General features: G+C 48.0%; 12 protein-coding genes. 8 read left to right on the plus strand and 4 right to left on the minus strand.

The features are described 5' to 3' along the window. Window position 1: 1 nt before the first annotated feature. Complete coding sequence (locus CAP50_RS01875; RefSeq protein ID WP_100748837.1) at window positions 2-1,078, plus strand: RNA-guided endonuclease InsQ/TnpB family protein; 1,077 nt, start codon at window positions 2-4, stop codon at window positions 1,076-1,078. A 509-nt stretch (window positions 1,079-1,587) separates the two neighbouring features. Then, complete coding sequence (locus tag CAP50_RS01880; RefSeq protein ID WP_100748838.1) at window positions 1,588-2,514, plus strand: DUF808 domain-containing protein; 927 nt, start codon at window positions 1,588-1,590, stop codon at window positions 2,512-2,514. A gap of 158 nt (window positions 2,515-2,672) precedes the next feature. Here the strand turns inward: CAP50_RS01880 and CAP50_RS01885 are convergent, their stop codons facing one another. Both CAP50_RS01885 and CAP50_RS12660 read right to left on the minus strand, forming a co-directional pair. Continuing rightward, complete coding sequence (locus CAP50_RS01885; protein ID WP_100748839.1) at window positions 2,673-6,779, minus strand: Rne/Rng family ribonuclease; 4,107 nt, start codon at window positions 6,777-6,779, stop codon at window positions 2,673-2,675. A gap of 522 nt (window positions 6,780-7,301) precedes the next feature. Beyond that, the gene (locus CAP50_RS12660) at window positions 7,302-7,469 is read right to left on the minus strand and encodes a hypothetical protein (RefSeq protein ID WP_172953039.1); all 168 of its coding nucleotides are present in this window, start codon (window positions 7,467-7,469) and stop codon (window positions 7,302-7,304) included. A 461-nt stretch (window positions 7,470-7,930) separates the two neighbouring features. Between CAP50_RS12660 and CAP50_RS01895 the strand changes: the two genes are divergently transcribed. Then, window positions 7,931-8,956, plus strand: coding sequence for an RluA family pseudouridine synthase (locus CAP50_RS01895; RefSeq protein ID WP_075101779.1), 1,026 nt, complete (start codon window positions 7,931-7,933; stop codon window positions 8,954-8,956). A 9-nt stretch (window positions 8,957-8,965) separates the two neighbouring features. On the opposite strand, the gene CAP50_RS01900 is transcribed toward CAP50_RS01895, so the two are convergent. Then, a protein-coding gene (locus CAP50_RS01900; RefSeq protein ID WP_198411581.1) for an IS5 family transposase occupies window positions 8,966-9,717 on the minus strand; the annotation gives its coding sequence in 2 pieces (ribosomal slippage) (window positions 8,966-9,489 and window positions 9,489-9,717; 753 coding nt in all). Between the two features lie 357 nt (window positions 9,718-10,074). Here CAP50_RS01900 and CAP50_RS01905 point away from each other — a divergent pair. Then, window positions 10,075-10,815, plus strand: coding sequence for an HAD family hydrolase (locus CAP50_RS01905; RefSeq protein WP_100748842.1), 741 nt, complete (start codon window positions 10,075-10,077; stop codon window positions 10,813-10,815). A gap of 308 nt (window positions 10,816-11,123) precedes the next feature. Here the strand turns inward: CAP50_RS01905 and yihA are convergent, their stop codons facing one another. Further along, complete coding sequence (yihA, locus tag CAP50_RS01910) at window positions 11,124-11,888, minus strand: ribosome biogenesis GTP-binding protein YihA/YsxC (protein WP_198411582.1); 765 nt, start codon at window positions 11,886-11,888, stop codon at window positions 11,124-11,126. A gap of 387 nt (window positions 11,889-12,275) precedes the next feature. On the opposite strand from yihA, the gene CAP50_RS01915 reads away from it, so the two are divergent. From CAP50_RS01915 to CAP50_RS01930, 4 genes are all read left to right on the plus strand, one after another. Further along, window positions 12,276-12,608, plus strand: coding sequence for a c-type cytochrome (locus CAP50_RS01915; protein ID WP_100748843.1), 333 nt, complete (start codon window positions 12,276-12,278; stop codon window positions 12,606-12,608). Window positions 12,609-12,925: 317 nt separating this feature from the next. Continuing rightward, complete coding sequence (locus tag CAP50_RS01920; RefSeq protein WP_075101776.1) at window positions 12,926-13,594, plus strand: c-type cytochrome; 669 nt, start codon at window positions 12,926-12,928, stop codon at window positions 13,592-13,594. Window positions 13,595-14,019: 425 nt separating this feature from the next. Next, complete coding sequence (locus CAP50_RS01925) at window positions 14,020-15,162, plus strand: hypothetical protein (RefSeq protein WP_100748844.1); 1,143 nt, start codon at window positions 14,020-14,022, stop codon at window positions 15,160-15,162. Further along, the gene (locus tag CAP50_RS01930) at window positions 15,150-15,482 is read left to right on the plus strand and encodes an RnfH family protein (RefSeq protein ID WP_241900603.1); all 333 of its coding nucleotides are present in this window, start codon (window positions 15,150-15,152) and stop codon (window positions 15,480-15,482) included. Before CAP50_RS01925 ends, CAP50_RS01930 begins: the two co-directional genes overlap by 13 nt. Window position 15,483 lies beyond the last annotated feature (1 nt).

Genomic DNA, 15,483 nt, shown 5'->3' on the forward strand with positions numbered 1-15,483 from the left:
CATGAAAACGCTCAAGCTACGCATCAAAGACAAACACGCCACTCAGCTCAATATCTTAGCTGGGTCGGTCAACTTTGTCTGGAATTACGTCAATGAGCTTAGTTTTAAACATCTTAAGCGTACAGGTCAATTCTTTTCAGCTTATGATTTGGCCGCTTATACCAAAGGTAGTGGCGAGTATTTAAACTTGCACAGCCAAACCTTGCAAGCGATCAGTGAGGTTCACGCTAAATCCCGTAAACAATTCAAAAAAGCCAAACTCAACTGGCGTACCAACAACCCAAAGGCCAAGAGAAGAAGCTTGGGCTGGATTCCTTTTAAAAAGACCGCTATTAAACATATCAGTACGCGCCAAAGCGGTAAAAAGTCTCTAAAAAGCACCCTGCAATTTAGCTTAGCTGACCGTCAAAAGCTCACAATAGACCTATGGGATAGCTATAATCTCTCGCTCTACAACATCAATACTTGCGAATTGGTACAGGACAATAGCGGTCATTGGTACGCCTGTGTCACTGTTAAAGATTTTCCAAAGATTAAGTGTGGTACTGGCCAAGTCGGTATTGATCTAGGTTGTAAAGATGCCGCAGTCAGTAGTGATGGTGACAAACTACAAACCAAAGTCACGCATCAATACGCTGAAAAACTGGCCATTGCCCAAAGAGCCAAGAATAAAAAGCGGGTCAAAGCCATTCACACCAAGATTAAAAACACCCGCCAGGATTTGATCCATAAATTCACATCAAAGCTTATCAAAGCCAATAACTTAATCGTTGTTGGAAAGATTAAATCAAACTCATTCACTTCATCCAAACTGGCCAAATCCGTCTATGACGCTGGTTGGTTTGAGATTAAGCGGCAACTGGATTATAAATGCGCGAACGCAGGTTGCCACTATATCGAAGTCAATGAAGCGTACAGCACCCAAACCTGCTCGTGTTGCGGCTCCCGCCAAGACAGTCCGAAAGGTAGAGAAAGTCTTGGTATAAGAGTATGGTTTTGTCGTTCTTGTAAAACGACCCATAACAGAGATGTTAATGGAGCAAAAAACATTCTCGCGGTCGGGCTTGGCCGTCTTTAGTAGGAATCCCCTCCATTTAGGGAGGGGAGGAAGTCAAGATAAATAATAGCCATCGCTGAGCAGGCCTAGCGATGGCCAGGTACGGCGATATTATATACTTCTATGACGGCGCTTTCCTGGCGTGCTGTACCGCCGCCGACAGATACGGCGCTAAATAAACACCAGCAGCACGTGGCACATAGTAGTTGTTGTGTCCGTTTTATTTGGGGCTGATGATATCTAAAATGACGTCATCGCGATGTTGAAAAACATAACGTTTGTACACCTAAATTCAAAAAACAAGATACATTTGTACTATGTAATATCAAAGCTTGGCTAGTTACTATCAATGTTTAGCTACCGTGCTGAGCCACAACATCTGGTTATGATGTCTGATCGTGATGTTCGAGCAGATAGTCTACTGCTAATGGCATTGTTTTTGCTAAAAATTTATATAAATTCTTTGTATATATCCCTTTAATATTATTTATTTCAATCACTCACTTCAATGATTGCGCTAAGGAGCCCACATGGCAGGTGCCAGTTTATTAACCCTACTCGATGATATCAGTGTGATATTGGATGACGTCTCCGTCATGACCAAAGTCGCGGCCAAAAAAACCGCGGGGGTGCTGGGCGATGATTTGGCGCTAAACGCAGAGCAAGTCACGGGGGTCAAAGCCAACCGCGAGCTACCAGTGGTGTGGGCGGTCGCCAAAGGTTCTTTTGTCAATAAGCTAATATTAGTCCCAGCGGCACTTATTATTAGTGCTATTTACCCGCCTTTAGTGACATTTTTATTGATGTGTGGCGGGTTGTTTTTGGTTTATGAAGGTGCAGAAAAAGTCATTCATCGATTTTGGCCGCATGCTTTGCCGCATGATGAAGAGCAAAACGCTCGCCGGCAGGCTAATGCCGATGAAACCGTCGACTTAGTCGACTTTGAAAAAGACAAAATCAAAGGGGCGATACGAACTGATTTTATCTTATCCGCTGAGATCATCGTGATTGCACTAGGGGCAACGGCAAGCGCTACCTTGTTAGAACGCAGTTTGGTATTGTCCATTTTGGCAATTGGTATTACCATCGGTATTTATGGTTTGGTCGCTGGTATTGTCAAAATAGATGATGCAGGCCTACATCTGATGGAGCAAGAAAGTACGTTTAAACAAAAATTGGGTAAGGTGATGTTTGCCGCCGCGCCGAAGCTGATGAAGTTTTTATCCATCGCTGGGACATTGGCCATGTTCTTAGTGGGTGGTGGTATCTTGGTGCATGGTATTGGCTTTTTGCATCACGGTGTCGAGGATATCGCCCATTTGACGGGTATCTTTGAGAGCGTGACCACCGCTATCTTAAATGGGGTCATTGGCTTTATAATCGGTGCTATTATCGTTGGGATCTTCACTATCGTTGGCAAAATGCGTGACGACGATACAAAGTCAGCGACGCACTAAGCTTGCATGACGTTAAACAGATAACGCATTACTCAGCAAAGTGAAGAAAAATAAAAGCCCCGATAGTTCACTATCGGGGCTTTTGAGTATCTATGCTTGTACTGTTTTTAATAATACAAGCGGTAATACAAGCGGTTTAATAGTACAAGCGACGGTGATTAACTGTCTGCTTGCTTATCGGCATCCTCAGCGTCTGTCTTTTCAGCTTGTGTCGGCTTTTTGTGCTCAGTCTTTGGCTTACGACTGCGCGCCTTAGGAACCTTTGGCGTGGTCAAGTTAAACATGCCGGTCTGTGGCAATAACTGCTCGGCCACATTTTCAATCATGTTTTTATAACTGGCGATCGTGGTTTTGGACTTGGCCGCTTGGCTGTCTTCCTTTTCTGCGCCTTTGTCTGCGTCTTTAGACGGTGCCTCTGACTCAGATGTATCGCTTTGCTGGGCGACTTCGCTGTCAGACTCAGCCGTCTTTGTGCGATTATCGGCATTGTCAACATGGTCAGCTGATGGACCAGTAGCAGGCACCACGTTTTTATCGGCTTTTAGCAGCTGCTCACTTTCAGCGCTGACATCGTCTGCCTGTGCTTGATTGGCTAGAGCAGTCGCATCGACATCATGAGCGTCCACCTCGTCTGCCTGATAATCAGGATGTTGACCACGGGGGTCATTGCTAGCGCGTTTGCCGATCGCTCGAGGCGCGACTGCTGTTTTGCCTTGGGTGGTAGCAAATTGACTAACGGCCTGAGTCATCGCCTCAAAGCGCGCCAGATAGTCTGCCGCCAATGGCTGGTAGCCATAATTGCTAAAGTCAAAGCCTCGAGCTTGAACGTCAGCAACTGGTTGCTGTGCTTGCGCGCTGTCAGCAGATTTTGCTTGCTCTGAGTGCGCTTCGATAGCCGCGATAAAGCAGCGGATCACACCGTCATTTTTTAGACGGCTTTCGGCATCGGTGAGTGCTTGACGCACAAAGTCACCAACGCTACCGCGCACCGTTGGTACAAGTGTTGCCGATTCTACCGCTGGCTGCTCAGTGGACTGGGACTGTGCCTGCTGACGACGCACGACACGTGGGTCGTTACTGGCCTGTCCAAACTTCTGAGCGGTGACGTAACGGTTGGCAAACAAGGCATCATGCGTGAGCAAGGGTGCTGCGCGTTCAACGTCCGCATCGGCTTTATCCGCAGTAGGGCTGCTTTGGGCACTTATGCTCTGTGTGCCTTTGGCAGTGGCGTGCGTCTGTTTTGCAGCGTTGCCATTTGCATTGCCGGTATCACGGTCACCTGTGTTTGCCGCGGTGTCTTGCGACTTGGTGGCAGTAGCGCGATCAGCCGGCGCTGGGGCTGAGCGCGTAGCAGGGGTCTTCGCAGCTGATGACTCGTCGGCGGTCGGCTGTTTAGTAGTTGCCTGCTCGTTAGCGGTTGCCGCTTTGCTGTGCGCCGCTTTATCACCGCTGGTATCTGCCTGTGCCGTAGTGCCGTTTTTACTAGATTTCTCGACGCTTTGGCTATTTGCTGACTGCTTATCGGCAGGCGTTTTTTGCGCATTACCTTTGGCCGTAGTGGCTTGACCAGCGTCTTTTTTGCTCGCAGTGTCGTTTGCTGTACTGTCATTTGCTGAATGGGGCTTGTCAGCAGATGAGTGTTTGGCAGAGGCTGGCTTGCTATCATCTAAGGATAGGTGCACCACTTCTGGCGATTTTAGCATCGCTGGGGCTTCGTTGACCTGCAGTATGACTTCGTTTGGGTCTTGGTTACGGCGCGTGTTCGCGGCTTGTTTGCTGGTGTGTGCTTCGCCGTTTTTGCCAGAGGACTGCTTGACGCTATCAGAGGTAAGCGTCTCACCGCGTTCTAGCTTGCCGCGTGAACCGCGTTGGCTGTGCGATTTGCGTTTATTGAGCGGCTGCTCGTCTGCTGCCTTACGCTCACCAGTATCGCGGCCGTTGTCTTGGCGGTTGTTGCGACTGCGCTCACTGCTACGTCTATTGTCTTGCTGACGTTTATTTGGCTGCTCGTTTGCGCTTTCGGCGGCCTCTGAGCTGCTTTGGGTCTCAGCGCTTACGTTTTGGTTACTCTCGCTATTTTGCTCTTTGCGTTGACGCGGCTTAGCAGAGCGAGACTTACGTGATTTGCGTCTTCTTCTGTCGTCGTTGCTCTCTTCGTTTTTATTGTCTGAGCTGCGACGCGCTTGCTGGCGGTTGGCGCTGTCTGATTTGCCATCGGTGTGCTGCTCAGGGGCTTGCGAGTTTTGCTCGGTGCTCGCGGTACGGCTTTCGACACTAAGCGCGCTGTTATCGATTTGACCAAAAGCGCCTAAGCTTTGTGCGCCAGTGTTGACCAAGGCTTCGATTGCCTCGGCAGCATCACGGCTGCTCACGGCAGGCGTGGTTGATGCTTGCGGTGCCTGAGCAAACAGGTTGGATAGCCAAGCAACGGCTTGCGGCTGGGCGGCGGTCACACTCGCTGATGGCGTGGCTGCTGGTTGAGGCTTATCCGCTTGCGGCGCGCGTGTCGCGGCCGCGGTGTTGGTGCTGTTGTTTTGACGACGATCGTTTTGATGACGGTCTTTTTGATGGCGTTCGGTTTGTTGTGCGCTGTTGTTTTGTGTTTGCGCAGGAGCGTTTGACGGTGTCTGGGCGCGGCCGTTGTTTTTCTGTGCTGAACTTTTGTCGCTGCTTTGGCGCGGCTGACGCGTTGGCTGCTGTTCTGGGCGCTCATTTTCGGCCGTTTGCCAATCGACATCGTAGCCCAAATCGCTATGCTCTTGCTGCTGAGTATCAGTGATACGCTCGTAGCTTGATGGGGCAAAACCGTCGCGGTTAAAATGTAGCTTAAAGTTTGGTGACTCAAGATGCGCGTGCGGCAAAATAGTAATGCGCGTACCACTGTCTTGTTCAAGATAGACTAAACTGTCACGTTTTTCATTTAATAAAAAGGCGGCGATATCAGTTGGCACTTCGGCCTGTACTTCACCTTGACGCTCTTTTAGGGCGATCTGCTCGATTTGACGCATAATCGATAGCGATAATGAGCGCAAATCACGAATCATACCGTTGCCATGACAGCGCGGGCAGATATAGCCGGTTGATTCTTCAAGTGAGGGACGCAAGCGCTGACGGCTCATCTCCATCAAACCAAATTTAGAGATATCACCGAACTGCACGCGGGCGCGGTCGTATTTGGTCGCATCAATCAGACGTTTTTCGACTTCTTTTTGATGCTTATTGTCATTCATGTCAATAAAATCAATGACAATCAAGCCGCCCATATCACGTAGACGTAGCTGACGGGCAATCTCGTCAGCGGCTTCTAAATTGGTGTGATAGGCGGTTTCGGCGACGTCTGAGCCTTTGGTTGACTTGGCGGAGTTGATATCAATAGAGACCAGTGCTTCGGTTTGATCAATGACGATAGAGCCGCCTGAGGGCAAGCGCACTTCGCGCTGATAGGCCGTCTCGATTTGCTTTTCGATATTAAAGCGCGAAAACATCGGCTCATAATCGGTGTATTTGCGCAGTTTTTCGGCTTGTTTTGGCATGACAGCATCGATGAAGCTGGCCGCCTCAACGTACGCGTTTTCGTTATCGATCCAAATCTCAGCGATATCGTCACGCAGATAGTCACGCACGGCACGGGTTACGACGCCAGCTTCTTGATGCACTAAGCGCGGTGATGGGTATTTTTTATTCTGTTCTTGGATGGCTTGCCAGATGTTGAGCAAGTGATTGAGATCGTGCTGCAAGTCTTCTTGAGTTTTACCGATACCAGCGGTGCGGATGATGACACTCATGCCTTTTGGCAAGTCAAGATTGCCTAGCATGCGCTTCATGTCTTCACGCAGTTTGCCTGATATTTGGCGTGAGATACCGCCGCCACGAGGGTTGTTGGGCATCAATACCAAATAACGGCCAGCGAGTGATACATAAGTCGATAGGGCGGCGCCTTTGTTACCGCGCTCTTCTTTTTCGACCTGAACGATTAGCTCGTCGCCTTCTTTGATGAGCTTTTTGATGTTTTCATCACGTGGGTTGCCGCTTAGATACTCAGCAGAGATTTCACGAATCGGCAAAAAGCCCTGACGCTGTGAGCCGTATTCGACAAACACCGCTTCAAGCGATGGCTCGACACGGGTCACGTGGCCTTTATAAATATTGGATTTTTTTTGTTCGCGGGTGCGGTTTTCTAGATCAAAATCGTATAGATGGTTGCCTTTACAAAGGGCGACGCGAATTTCTTCGTTTTGAGTGGCGTTGATCAAAATGCGTTTCATATTTTATCCTATGAGTACGCATAACGACGACTAAGCTTGGACTTTAGGAGGTGCCGGCAAGTGCTGCAAATGGCGACATCGGCGGCAGATATGGTGACCGGAGAACATAAGCAATTAGCCTCAAGGGCTGCTTTACTGTGATCTAAAGAGGCCAGCAGTGTCAGACAAGCCATATCAAACAAGCTATGTCAAACCATGCAAACGCAGATTGTTCTAAACATCTATGCATCAGCGTCTTAGGTAAGTTTTTGGTCAGTGGTTTTTAGGGTCATTATGACCGCGCACTGTGTCAGAGTGGGCAAGCCTTAGCGACGACTCTAAAAATACTGCTCCTAAAAAAGGCGCTGTGTTGTTGCTATGCATCCTCAAAGTCTAGCAATAATCGCTGTCATCAAGACTATTATAAAAAATAGCGCGATGCAGCATCTGTTAGATCAGGTAAAACAATGGGTCTTGCTTTATTTTTCGTTCTTTTGCGATTGCGTCAATCATATCTTGGGCGTTTTGTTAGCTATGGTCGCATCAGTCATCGGCGGGGCGTACTTGGCAAACAGAGTAAATGACCGGCTTATCGGCACGGTTTATGTCTATGTCTTTATTGTCATCTGTTTGACCACCGATACTAAGGCGGCTATCGATATCTGTCTCGATGCTAAGGTAAAACGTCCCATACTTGCTCGGCTGCCTCACATAAAAGACGTTGATAATGTGTTATCAAAAACAGTCGTGATTATGCGGGTAGTAAATCAGTGTTATGGAGTAAATGGTCAATAAACAGGCGTTTTGCCAGCATTATTCACGCAATGGTATTTTGTGTCACTATCAGTTTTATCATACAAATAGCCATGCGGTAAAGAAACTTGCTTTTATCAAAAAAGAAGCATTCATGCCGCGTTTACAATTTATGGGGCGGTCTGAGAAGCGATGTCTATAAAAACAGCTTTACTCAGTTTATGCACCCTAAAATCAGATGAGACGGCCCATTCTGGCAGAGGCATCGCTAACCGCGCTTGGGCAATCACTCATAAAGCCGTGATTGGTACAATAGCGTTAGGCAATCTTTTGCAATAATGATTATTGCGCAGCTTCTGCTTAATTGGCGCTCAACATGCTAAACTATAGCAAATCTTTGTGTAAATACCTAACGAAAAATGACAAACTCAAAAACGACCGATGACGCGCCGATCCACGAAGCGCCTGCTATTTTCAATAGCAAAACACGCCCGCAAAGCGCTGACGATGAAATCAGCAACTTTGCCAGAGTCAATTATCTAGAGGTAACGCGCCATCAGCATGACCAGCGTTTGGATAATTTTTTGCTCAACCGCCTAAAAGGTCTGCCAAAATCGCACATCTACAAGATGATTCGCTCGGATGAAGTGCGTGTCAATAATAAACGCTGTAAAGCGCATGATAGAGTCCAGCGTGAAGACGTCGTGCGTATCGCGCCCATTCAGCTGGCGACGCGCGAAAAGCCCATCATCAGCACCGAGTTTGCCAATAGCTTGCTGGCACGAGTGGTGTATGAAGATGAGGGGATGTTGGTGCTAAACAAGCCTTCGGGCATTGCGGTGCATGGTGGTAGCGGGTTGGATTTTGGTGTCATCGAGGCCATGCGTGAAGTCACTGGCAAAAAATATCTGGAGCTGGTGCACCGTATCGACAAGGATACCTCAGGCTTGCTGATGATCTCTAAAAAACGCTCAACGCTAAAAGCCTTGCAGCAGCATCTGGTGGATAAAACCATCCAAAAACACTATTTGTGTATCGCCAAAGGCCAGCCTGTGATGGGTGAGCAACGTATCGATGCGCCATTGTTACGCTATACGCTTGCTAATGGTGAGCGCCGTGTCAAGGTAGATAGCCAAGACCCGCAAGCCAAAGACAGCCAGACGGACATTATCATTCATGAACGTTTTATGCTGGCCGATCAGCCTGTGAGCTTGATTGAAGCCAAGCCGCTCACTGGGCGCACCCATCAGATTCGTGTACACTTAGCGCATATCGGTCACGCTATCTTGGGCGATGATAAATATAACGTGCACGACAAATCAGGCGTCCATCGTCTGTGCTTGCACGCGTGGCGTTTGGATATCCCAGGCTATAAGAGTATCACCGCGCCGCTGCCAGAAGACATGGCCGACTGGCTCCCTGAGCAGAGCACACTACCTGATTAGGGCGTGTCCCTAATTCAGTTTGCAATGAATCATAGTACAAGCTAGATACAGCATAGACTTATAATTACGAGCCAATTTCTCGTATCGAGTCGCAATACTACGGAACTGCTTTAGCCTTGCAAACGTGTTTTCAACTAAGTGTCGTAGCTTATATAAATAATGATCAAACGCTACATCTGGTTGTTTAGCATTTCTTCTTTTAGGGATGACAGGGCTTATGTTGTCTTGCTTTAGCCTGTTTCTAATGGTTTCAGAATCATAAGCTTTATCAGCAATGAAGTAGGTCGCATCCGTTAACATCTCTATGATGTCATCTACCGCTTGGCTGTCGTGGACGTCACCCCCAGTGATTTTAAAATCAATCGGGTTTCCATGCGAGTCGACGGCGAGATGTATCTTGGTGGTTGTTCCACCTCGAGATTTTCCAGTGGCTCGAAGTTCTCCTCGTCTGGCGCCGCTTGAATGCTGATGACAGCGGATGTAGCTTCCGTCTGCGAATACCCATTCTTCATCAATACTTGCTCGTAGGTCAAAAAAAATTGCTCCCATAAGCCTTTTTTTGACAACCTGTTAAATCGATTATAGGCGGTTTTCCATGGACATAGCTCACTCGGTATATCACGCCATGGGGCTCCTGTACGAAGTTTCCACAATATGGCTTCCATGACTTGTCTGTCGTTTTTCCAAGTATGACAGCCATGAGCTTTCATGGTACTTTGGAGTTGTTCCCATGTATTATCATTGAGCACTGTTCTTGCCATAATTTAGAGAGCCATGTGGTAAATAGTCTCTTTATTTTAAAGGCTTTATACTTGCTTTTCCAGATTAGGGACACGCCCTAGTATTGTCCCATTAGTTTTGTCCCACTCTCGCGTATGATGACAGTGTGTCTATCTTCTTGTGACTGTTCAACACGCGCTAAGGACGGACGATAAAGTCGAATACGTGCGCTAAACGTCACGCCCGCTTATTTTTGATAAGTCGCCGTGACGTTTTTGTATTGACACTCGCCATGTATCGTCGTTATTCATAGTCTTTATTCATAAAAGTCATCAAGTCACACGTCAGTTATCAAGTTTTAAAGGTCGTCAAGTCTTAACAGTTATCAAGGTTTATTTATGAATCCACAATCTGCTGCCAGTATTGCTATTGCCGAAGCCAGCTCTCACGTATCCAACCCGCATAATCTGGCCGATAAGACGCTGATTATCTTTGATTGGGACGGCACCTTGATGGATTCGGTGGGTTTAATCGTGGAGGCCATGCATGTGGCAGGGGAGGCGCACGGGTTTCAAACGACAGATAAGGCTGTGCAAGATATCATCGGTCTTAGCCTGCTGAATGGCATTGATATTTTATATCCGCAGGCCAGCGATTTACAAAAGCAGGCCATTCAGCAAAGCTATGCTGAGTACTATATTGCCAATAGCCATCGCACGCCGCTGTTTGCCCCGATAGAAAGCATGCTACAAACGCTACAGCGTCAAGGCAAACAGCTGGCCGTGGCCACAGGCAAAAAACGAAAAGGTCTAGATCGGGTGCTTGCAGCCTCGAGCAGTCATCAGTATTTTGTGATGACCCGCTGTGCTGATGAAGCAGGCTCAAAACCTGATCCGCAGATGCTCATTGATATATTACAGGCTACTCAGCAGGGTATTGCCGACGCGGTTTTTGTCGGTGATAGCGTCTATGATATCGAGATGGCGACGCAGCTGGGCATGACCAGTATTGCGGTCAATTATGGCACAGCATCAGCGGCAGAGCTTGCCGCGCAGCAGCCTAACTATCAGGTTGAGACGCCGCAAGCATTGATGGCGCTATTATGTGGCGAGGGCGTGTCTTCAAGTCACTCGCTATAGCCAGTTGAAAATAAAACTGTTATATAAATTTAAACGCGCTACTGGTATAAATTTTACTTGCGTGCTGCGTTCCCAGAGGCTGCGCAAAATTCATCCCAGTAGCGCTATGCGCTTTTTAGAGTGCATCGACTATAGTTATCTAAATGGGCTAAAAGTGGCCAAATCTTGTCAACCATCGTCAAATAGCTGGTCTATATCCCGATATTAACGGCGCTATTTTCCTTGTTTGACCGCCATTTATCTCATTTTCATCACTATTTTCAAAATAAAGACACGCCCTAGCACGCCGCTTTTCCGCGTGGCGCAGCTTATTTAGCGCCGTCTTTTGCATCACTCCCTTCTACAGCTGTCGTCGTCTCGCCATCTTGAGTGTCGGCAGACTCACTGAGGCTGGTTTCAATGATTTTATCGCCATCGAGCTGATATTCATACCATTTGCCCATCACGCCAGCCAGCTCCTCTAACCCTTCTTTGCGCAAGGCAGAAAACAGCTGAATGCTACAGTTTAACCCCAGTTTTTTTAGTCTTTTACGGGTATTGAGCAGGGCGTTTTTGGCGGCGCCGTATTTTAGCTTGTCTGCTTTGGTAAGCAAGATATGTACGGGCAAATCTCCATCTTTGGCCCAATGCAGCATTTGCTCATCAAAAAACTTAAGCGGATGACGGATGTCTGTCATCAACACTAGCCCTGCAAGGCTTGAGCGCGATACCAGATATTCTTCTAGCTCAACCTGCCATTCTTTTTTCATCTCTAAAGGGACAGCGGCGTAGCCATAACCTGGTAAGTCGACCAGTCGTCTGTCGCTATCACCGACGCTAAAAAAGTTGATCATTTGCGTACGACCAGGGGTTTTGGACGAGCGTGCCAGTTGGCGCTGGTTGGTCAGCGCATTGATGGCAGAGGATTTGCCCGCGTTTGAACGGCCTGCAAAGGCGACCTCTAAGCCCATATCGGCAGGACAAAGGCGAAAAGTCGGCGCTGACATCATAAAAGCGGTTTGTTGAATTTTTTGACGAGACTTGGTGTTAAATAAGGCTTGGTCGGTGGCGGCATCGGTAAACGGGGTGCTCATAAGTGACTCATTAATCTTAAAAAAATTGGATACAGTGGTAAGGCGTTGCGTCGTTTAGACCAGCGAGAGGCGACAGTAGGGCATAAGCGTCACATAACGTTTATAGCAGTCGGCATGGCAGACGACTTGATAATTGCTTATTCTATACTATTCGTCCGCTTACTTATTGAAATAACGGCAATTAATATCATATAAATATCACAGGCACTCACATATCGCAGGCTATCATAGTAGTAACACCAGTCATCATTAGGTTACCAAAGCCAAACTATATTTATCTGTATTTGTATGACATACATTGTTACAATATTTGCTAAGAGATAGTTAGCGACACACGTTTAATCAAAAAATAGACTAAACGAATGTCATATCCAAAGGAGGTGTTCAATGTTTTCAATCACCACACTTTTTGACCGTACTCAGCGTGTACTCATAAGCGGCGCGGCGGCGCTCATCTTAGGCAGCACGATGATAACGGGCGCTGCTGCTGATATCGCAGCGACCTATAATAACTCATGTGCAGCCTGTCACGATAGTGGCGCACTCAATGCCATCAAAAAAGGCGACAGCGCCAAATGGCAGCAGCTCATCAAACAAAAGAGCATGCCAACCTTGATAAACTCAGTAAAAAGTGGCATGACGCAGATGCCAGCGGGCGGACTCTGTGACAGCTGCAGTGATGATGATTACCGTCAGCTGATCGAGTATATGAGCAAATAATCAGTAGAAAATCAATAAGTCATGCCATCTAAAGCGCTGGGCTTTATTGCCCGAAAGCGCTTTTATTTTTTTGCAAGCGGCATAATAAGCCGACTAGAAAAACTGGTAGATGTGACGATTAAGTAGGCAAATGCTACAAAGTCTTGCTATAATAATCGAAAATAAACCCTGATGTTAGTAAGTACTTTCAGATTGCTTGTGGCCAAGACCTTAAATTATATACTTGCCTCGCTGATTATAGGGCGGTCGGTATCAGGTATCTTATCAGTACAATCACTCTAAATAATGCTTACACCGAGTTAGTAGGATTTGTATCAATGAAAAAGTTAATCGCTGCTGCCAGCTTATGCGTTGCAAGTTTCAGCGTACAAGCTGCTATTATTGTTCCTGAGCATGACGTCGATGCAGGCAAGAAAATTGCAGAGACCGTCTGCGCTGCTTGTCACGGTGTTGATGGTGTTAGCGTTGTCCCTGCGCAGCCTAACTTGGGTGGCCAAAACGTAAAATACCTCTATAAGCAGTTGGTCGAGTTTAAAACAGGCTATCGTAAGAATGGCATCATGCAGTCGCAAGTCGCCAACTTATCTCAGCAAGACCTAGCCAATGTGGCAGGTTATTATGCCAGCCAAGCTCCTTGGGGTGTCGGTTTTGGTAATCCTGCGACCAACCAAGAAGCCACCAAACTCTATTTGGGTGGTGATAAGTCGCGCGGCGTGATCGGCTGTGCAGGCTGTCATGGTCCAGATGCCGCTGGTAACGAGTGGGCAGCATTTCCGCGCTTAGGCGGCCAGCATGCCGAGTATATCTCAACTCAGCTAAAACTATTCCGCGCCGCAGGCCGAGCCGATGATATCGATAGCGATGAGCAAAAACGTATCAACGACGCTGCCAAAGAAGGTGAGATGGGTATGATGCAGACGGTAGCATCGAAGCTATCAGATCGTGATATTCGTATCCTATCAGACTACATCAGTGCCGTTCACTAATCTGCAGCAATCACGGCACAGGCCACAGAGCGCGGTTGTCCGTTGATTTGATAATGAGTGCCTGATAGCCAGTCGTTATTATGTGATAATGAAGCATTGTTTAATGATTAAACCCCGATTTCGGGGTTTTTTTATAACTGCTGCTCCCTTATATTATCACTATCATGACCTTATAAAGATAAAACCCCTCATAGGGGCTTACCTTTATGTCATGATGTTGTATCGTGATAAATTACTGTTCCTCACTTAAGCGCGTGTCGTCAATTAGCCTGTTGCGATCGATTGTGGGCTTACTATCATGAAAGTTTGCCTGTTAACAGCTTCTTTGTTTTAAGGTTTGTTGTTGCAAGCTCAGTGTTTTGCACCTTAGCTATATAGTCAATGACATAAACGATGACACGCCCTAGCTCATTTGGATTTAGATTATGATGATCCGTTATGCTTCTTACTTCATTGCTGCCTTGCTGCCGTTACTGTTGTTTCGCTGGTTTGCCCCTGCCTCAGTCGGTGAGATAGATTTTTGGCTATTGTGGCTGCTGGCGATGGTATTGGTATCGCTACCTGTGGTGTATGCAGAGATAGCGCTGGCGTATCGGAGCGTCGATGCGCCACTGGCTGGTATGCAAAAGCTGACCCGCGAGGCGGATGCCAGTCCGATATGGCGCAGTTTTGGTTGGCTTGCGGCGCTGGTGTCGATTGTCATCGCTGCGTTGGTCATCTCGGGCGCTAGTACAGGTATCTTGGCGGCTTTGACGGCGCTTGATAGCGCGCCTGCGCTACCGAGTTTTGCAATGGCGGCAGGTCTGATGGTCATCGCTGTATTGCTGAGCCTAGTGGGTGTCGCGCCGTTACCGATTGGTCTGGGGTTGATGGTTGCGGGGCTACTGCTGGGTGCGGTCAATGGACTGCCAAATATTGACTTTGCCATGACAGAGGTGAGCTTAGGCGAGTGGGCGCGTGCGGTTGCCTTGGCGCTGGTCAGTGTGGGGGCGGGTACGGGGCTGTATTGGTTCGGTCAAAGCTTGGCCAGCAAGCAGTCAGTGACCGCCGTCGGTGTGGACAATCACAACGCCCAAAAACCTGCTCGTAGCCGTCTGGCCGCCGAGCCACGTGCGACCAAGCTGGTGCTACCGATTTGGATACTGCAACTGCTAGTCGGGATGATGGCTTTGTTTGTCAGTGGCATGGCATTGCCGCCTATCGCTCAGCTATTGTATTGGGTAGGGGTGCTATTCGTTGCCAGTTATTTGCTGCACTATAGTACCCAGCAGCTGGCGCATAAGTTTGGGCTGGTAGTGAGCTTGGTGATCACTTTGGTGGTGGCATTGGCGCTGGTCGTTGTGATTCCTGCCACTTGGTTGGTCGGTATCTTGGTTATTATCAGTAGTATCGCGGTGCTGCTCCTATCGATATTTGCTGGCTGGCAAATGAAAATCAGTCATTTGCGCAAGTCGCTTAATTTCGGTAGTGAAGGGTTTTATAACTTGTGGCGCGTGGCGATACGGTTGGTGGTACCACTGGCTCTGATATTGGCATTACTAGGTTGGGTGCTACAGTGGCTGAGCTAAATAACGACGCTATCACCGTATATTTGGCCTATGCCGAGGATGCCACGCGTCAGCACTACCAGTCACTACAGGTGCGCCCTGATACCACGCTGTATGAAGCGCTATCGCAAGCAGGGTGGCTGACGCAGTTTGCCGCTTTGGCCGCGTGGTGCGAGGAGATGGCGGAGGTGGCAACCCCAATGGCAAAGCGCTGGCATGTGGGTGTCTATGCGAAAAAACAGCCGCTTAGCTATCGCTTGCAGCCTTTTGATCGTATCGAAGTCTATCGTAGTTTGAGCGCTGATCCGATGTCTCAGCGCAAAAACAAATCACGAAGCTAGC

The organism is Psychrobacter sp. L7 (assembly GCF_002810365.1).
GTDB classification, from domain to species: domain Bacteria; phylum Pseudomonadota; class Gammaproteobacteria; order Pseudomonadales; family Moraxellaceae; genus Psychrobacter; species Psychrobacter celer.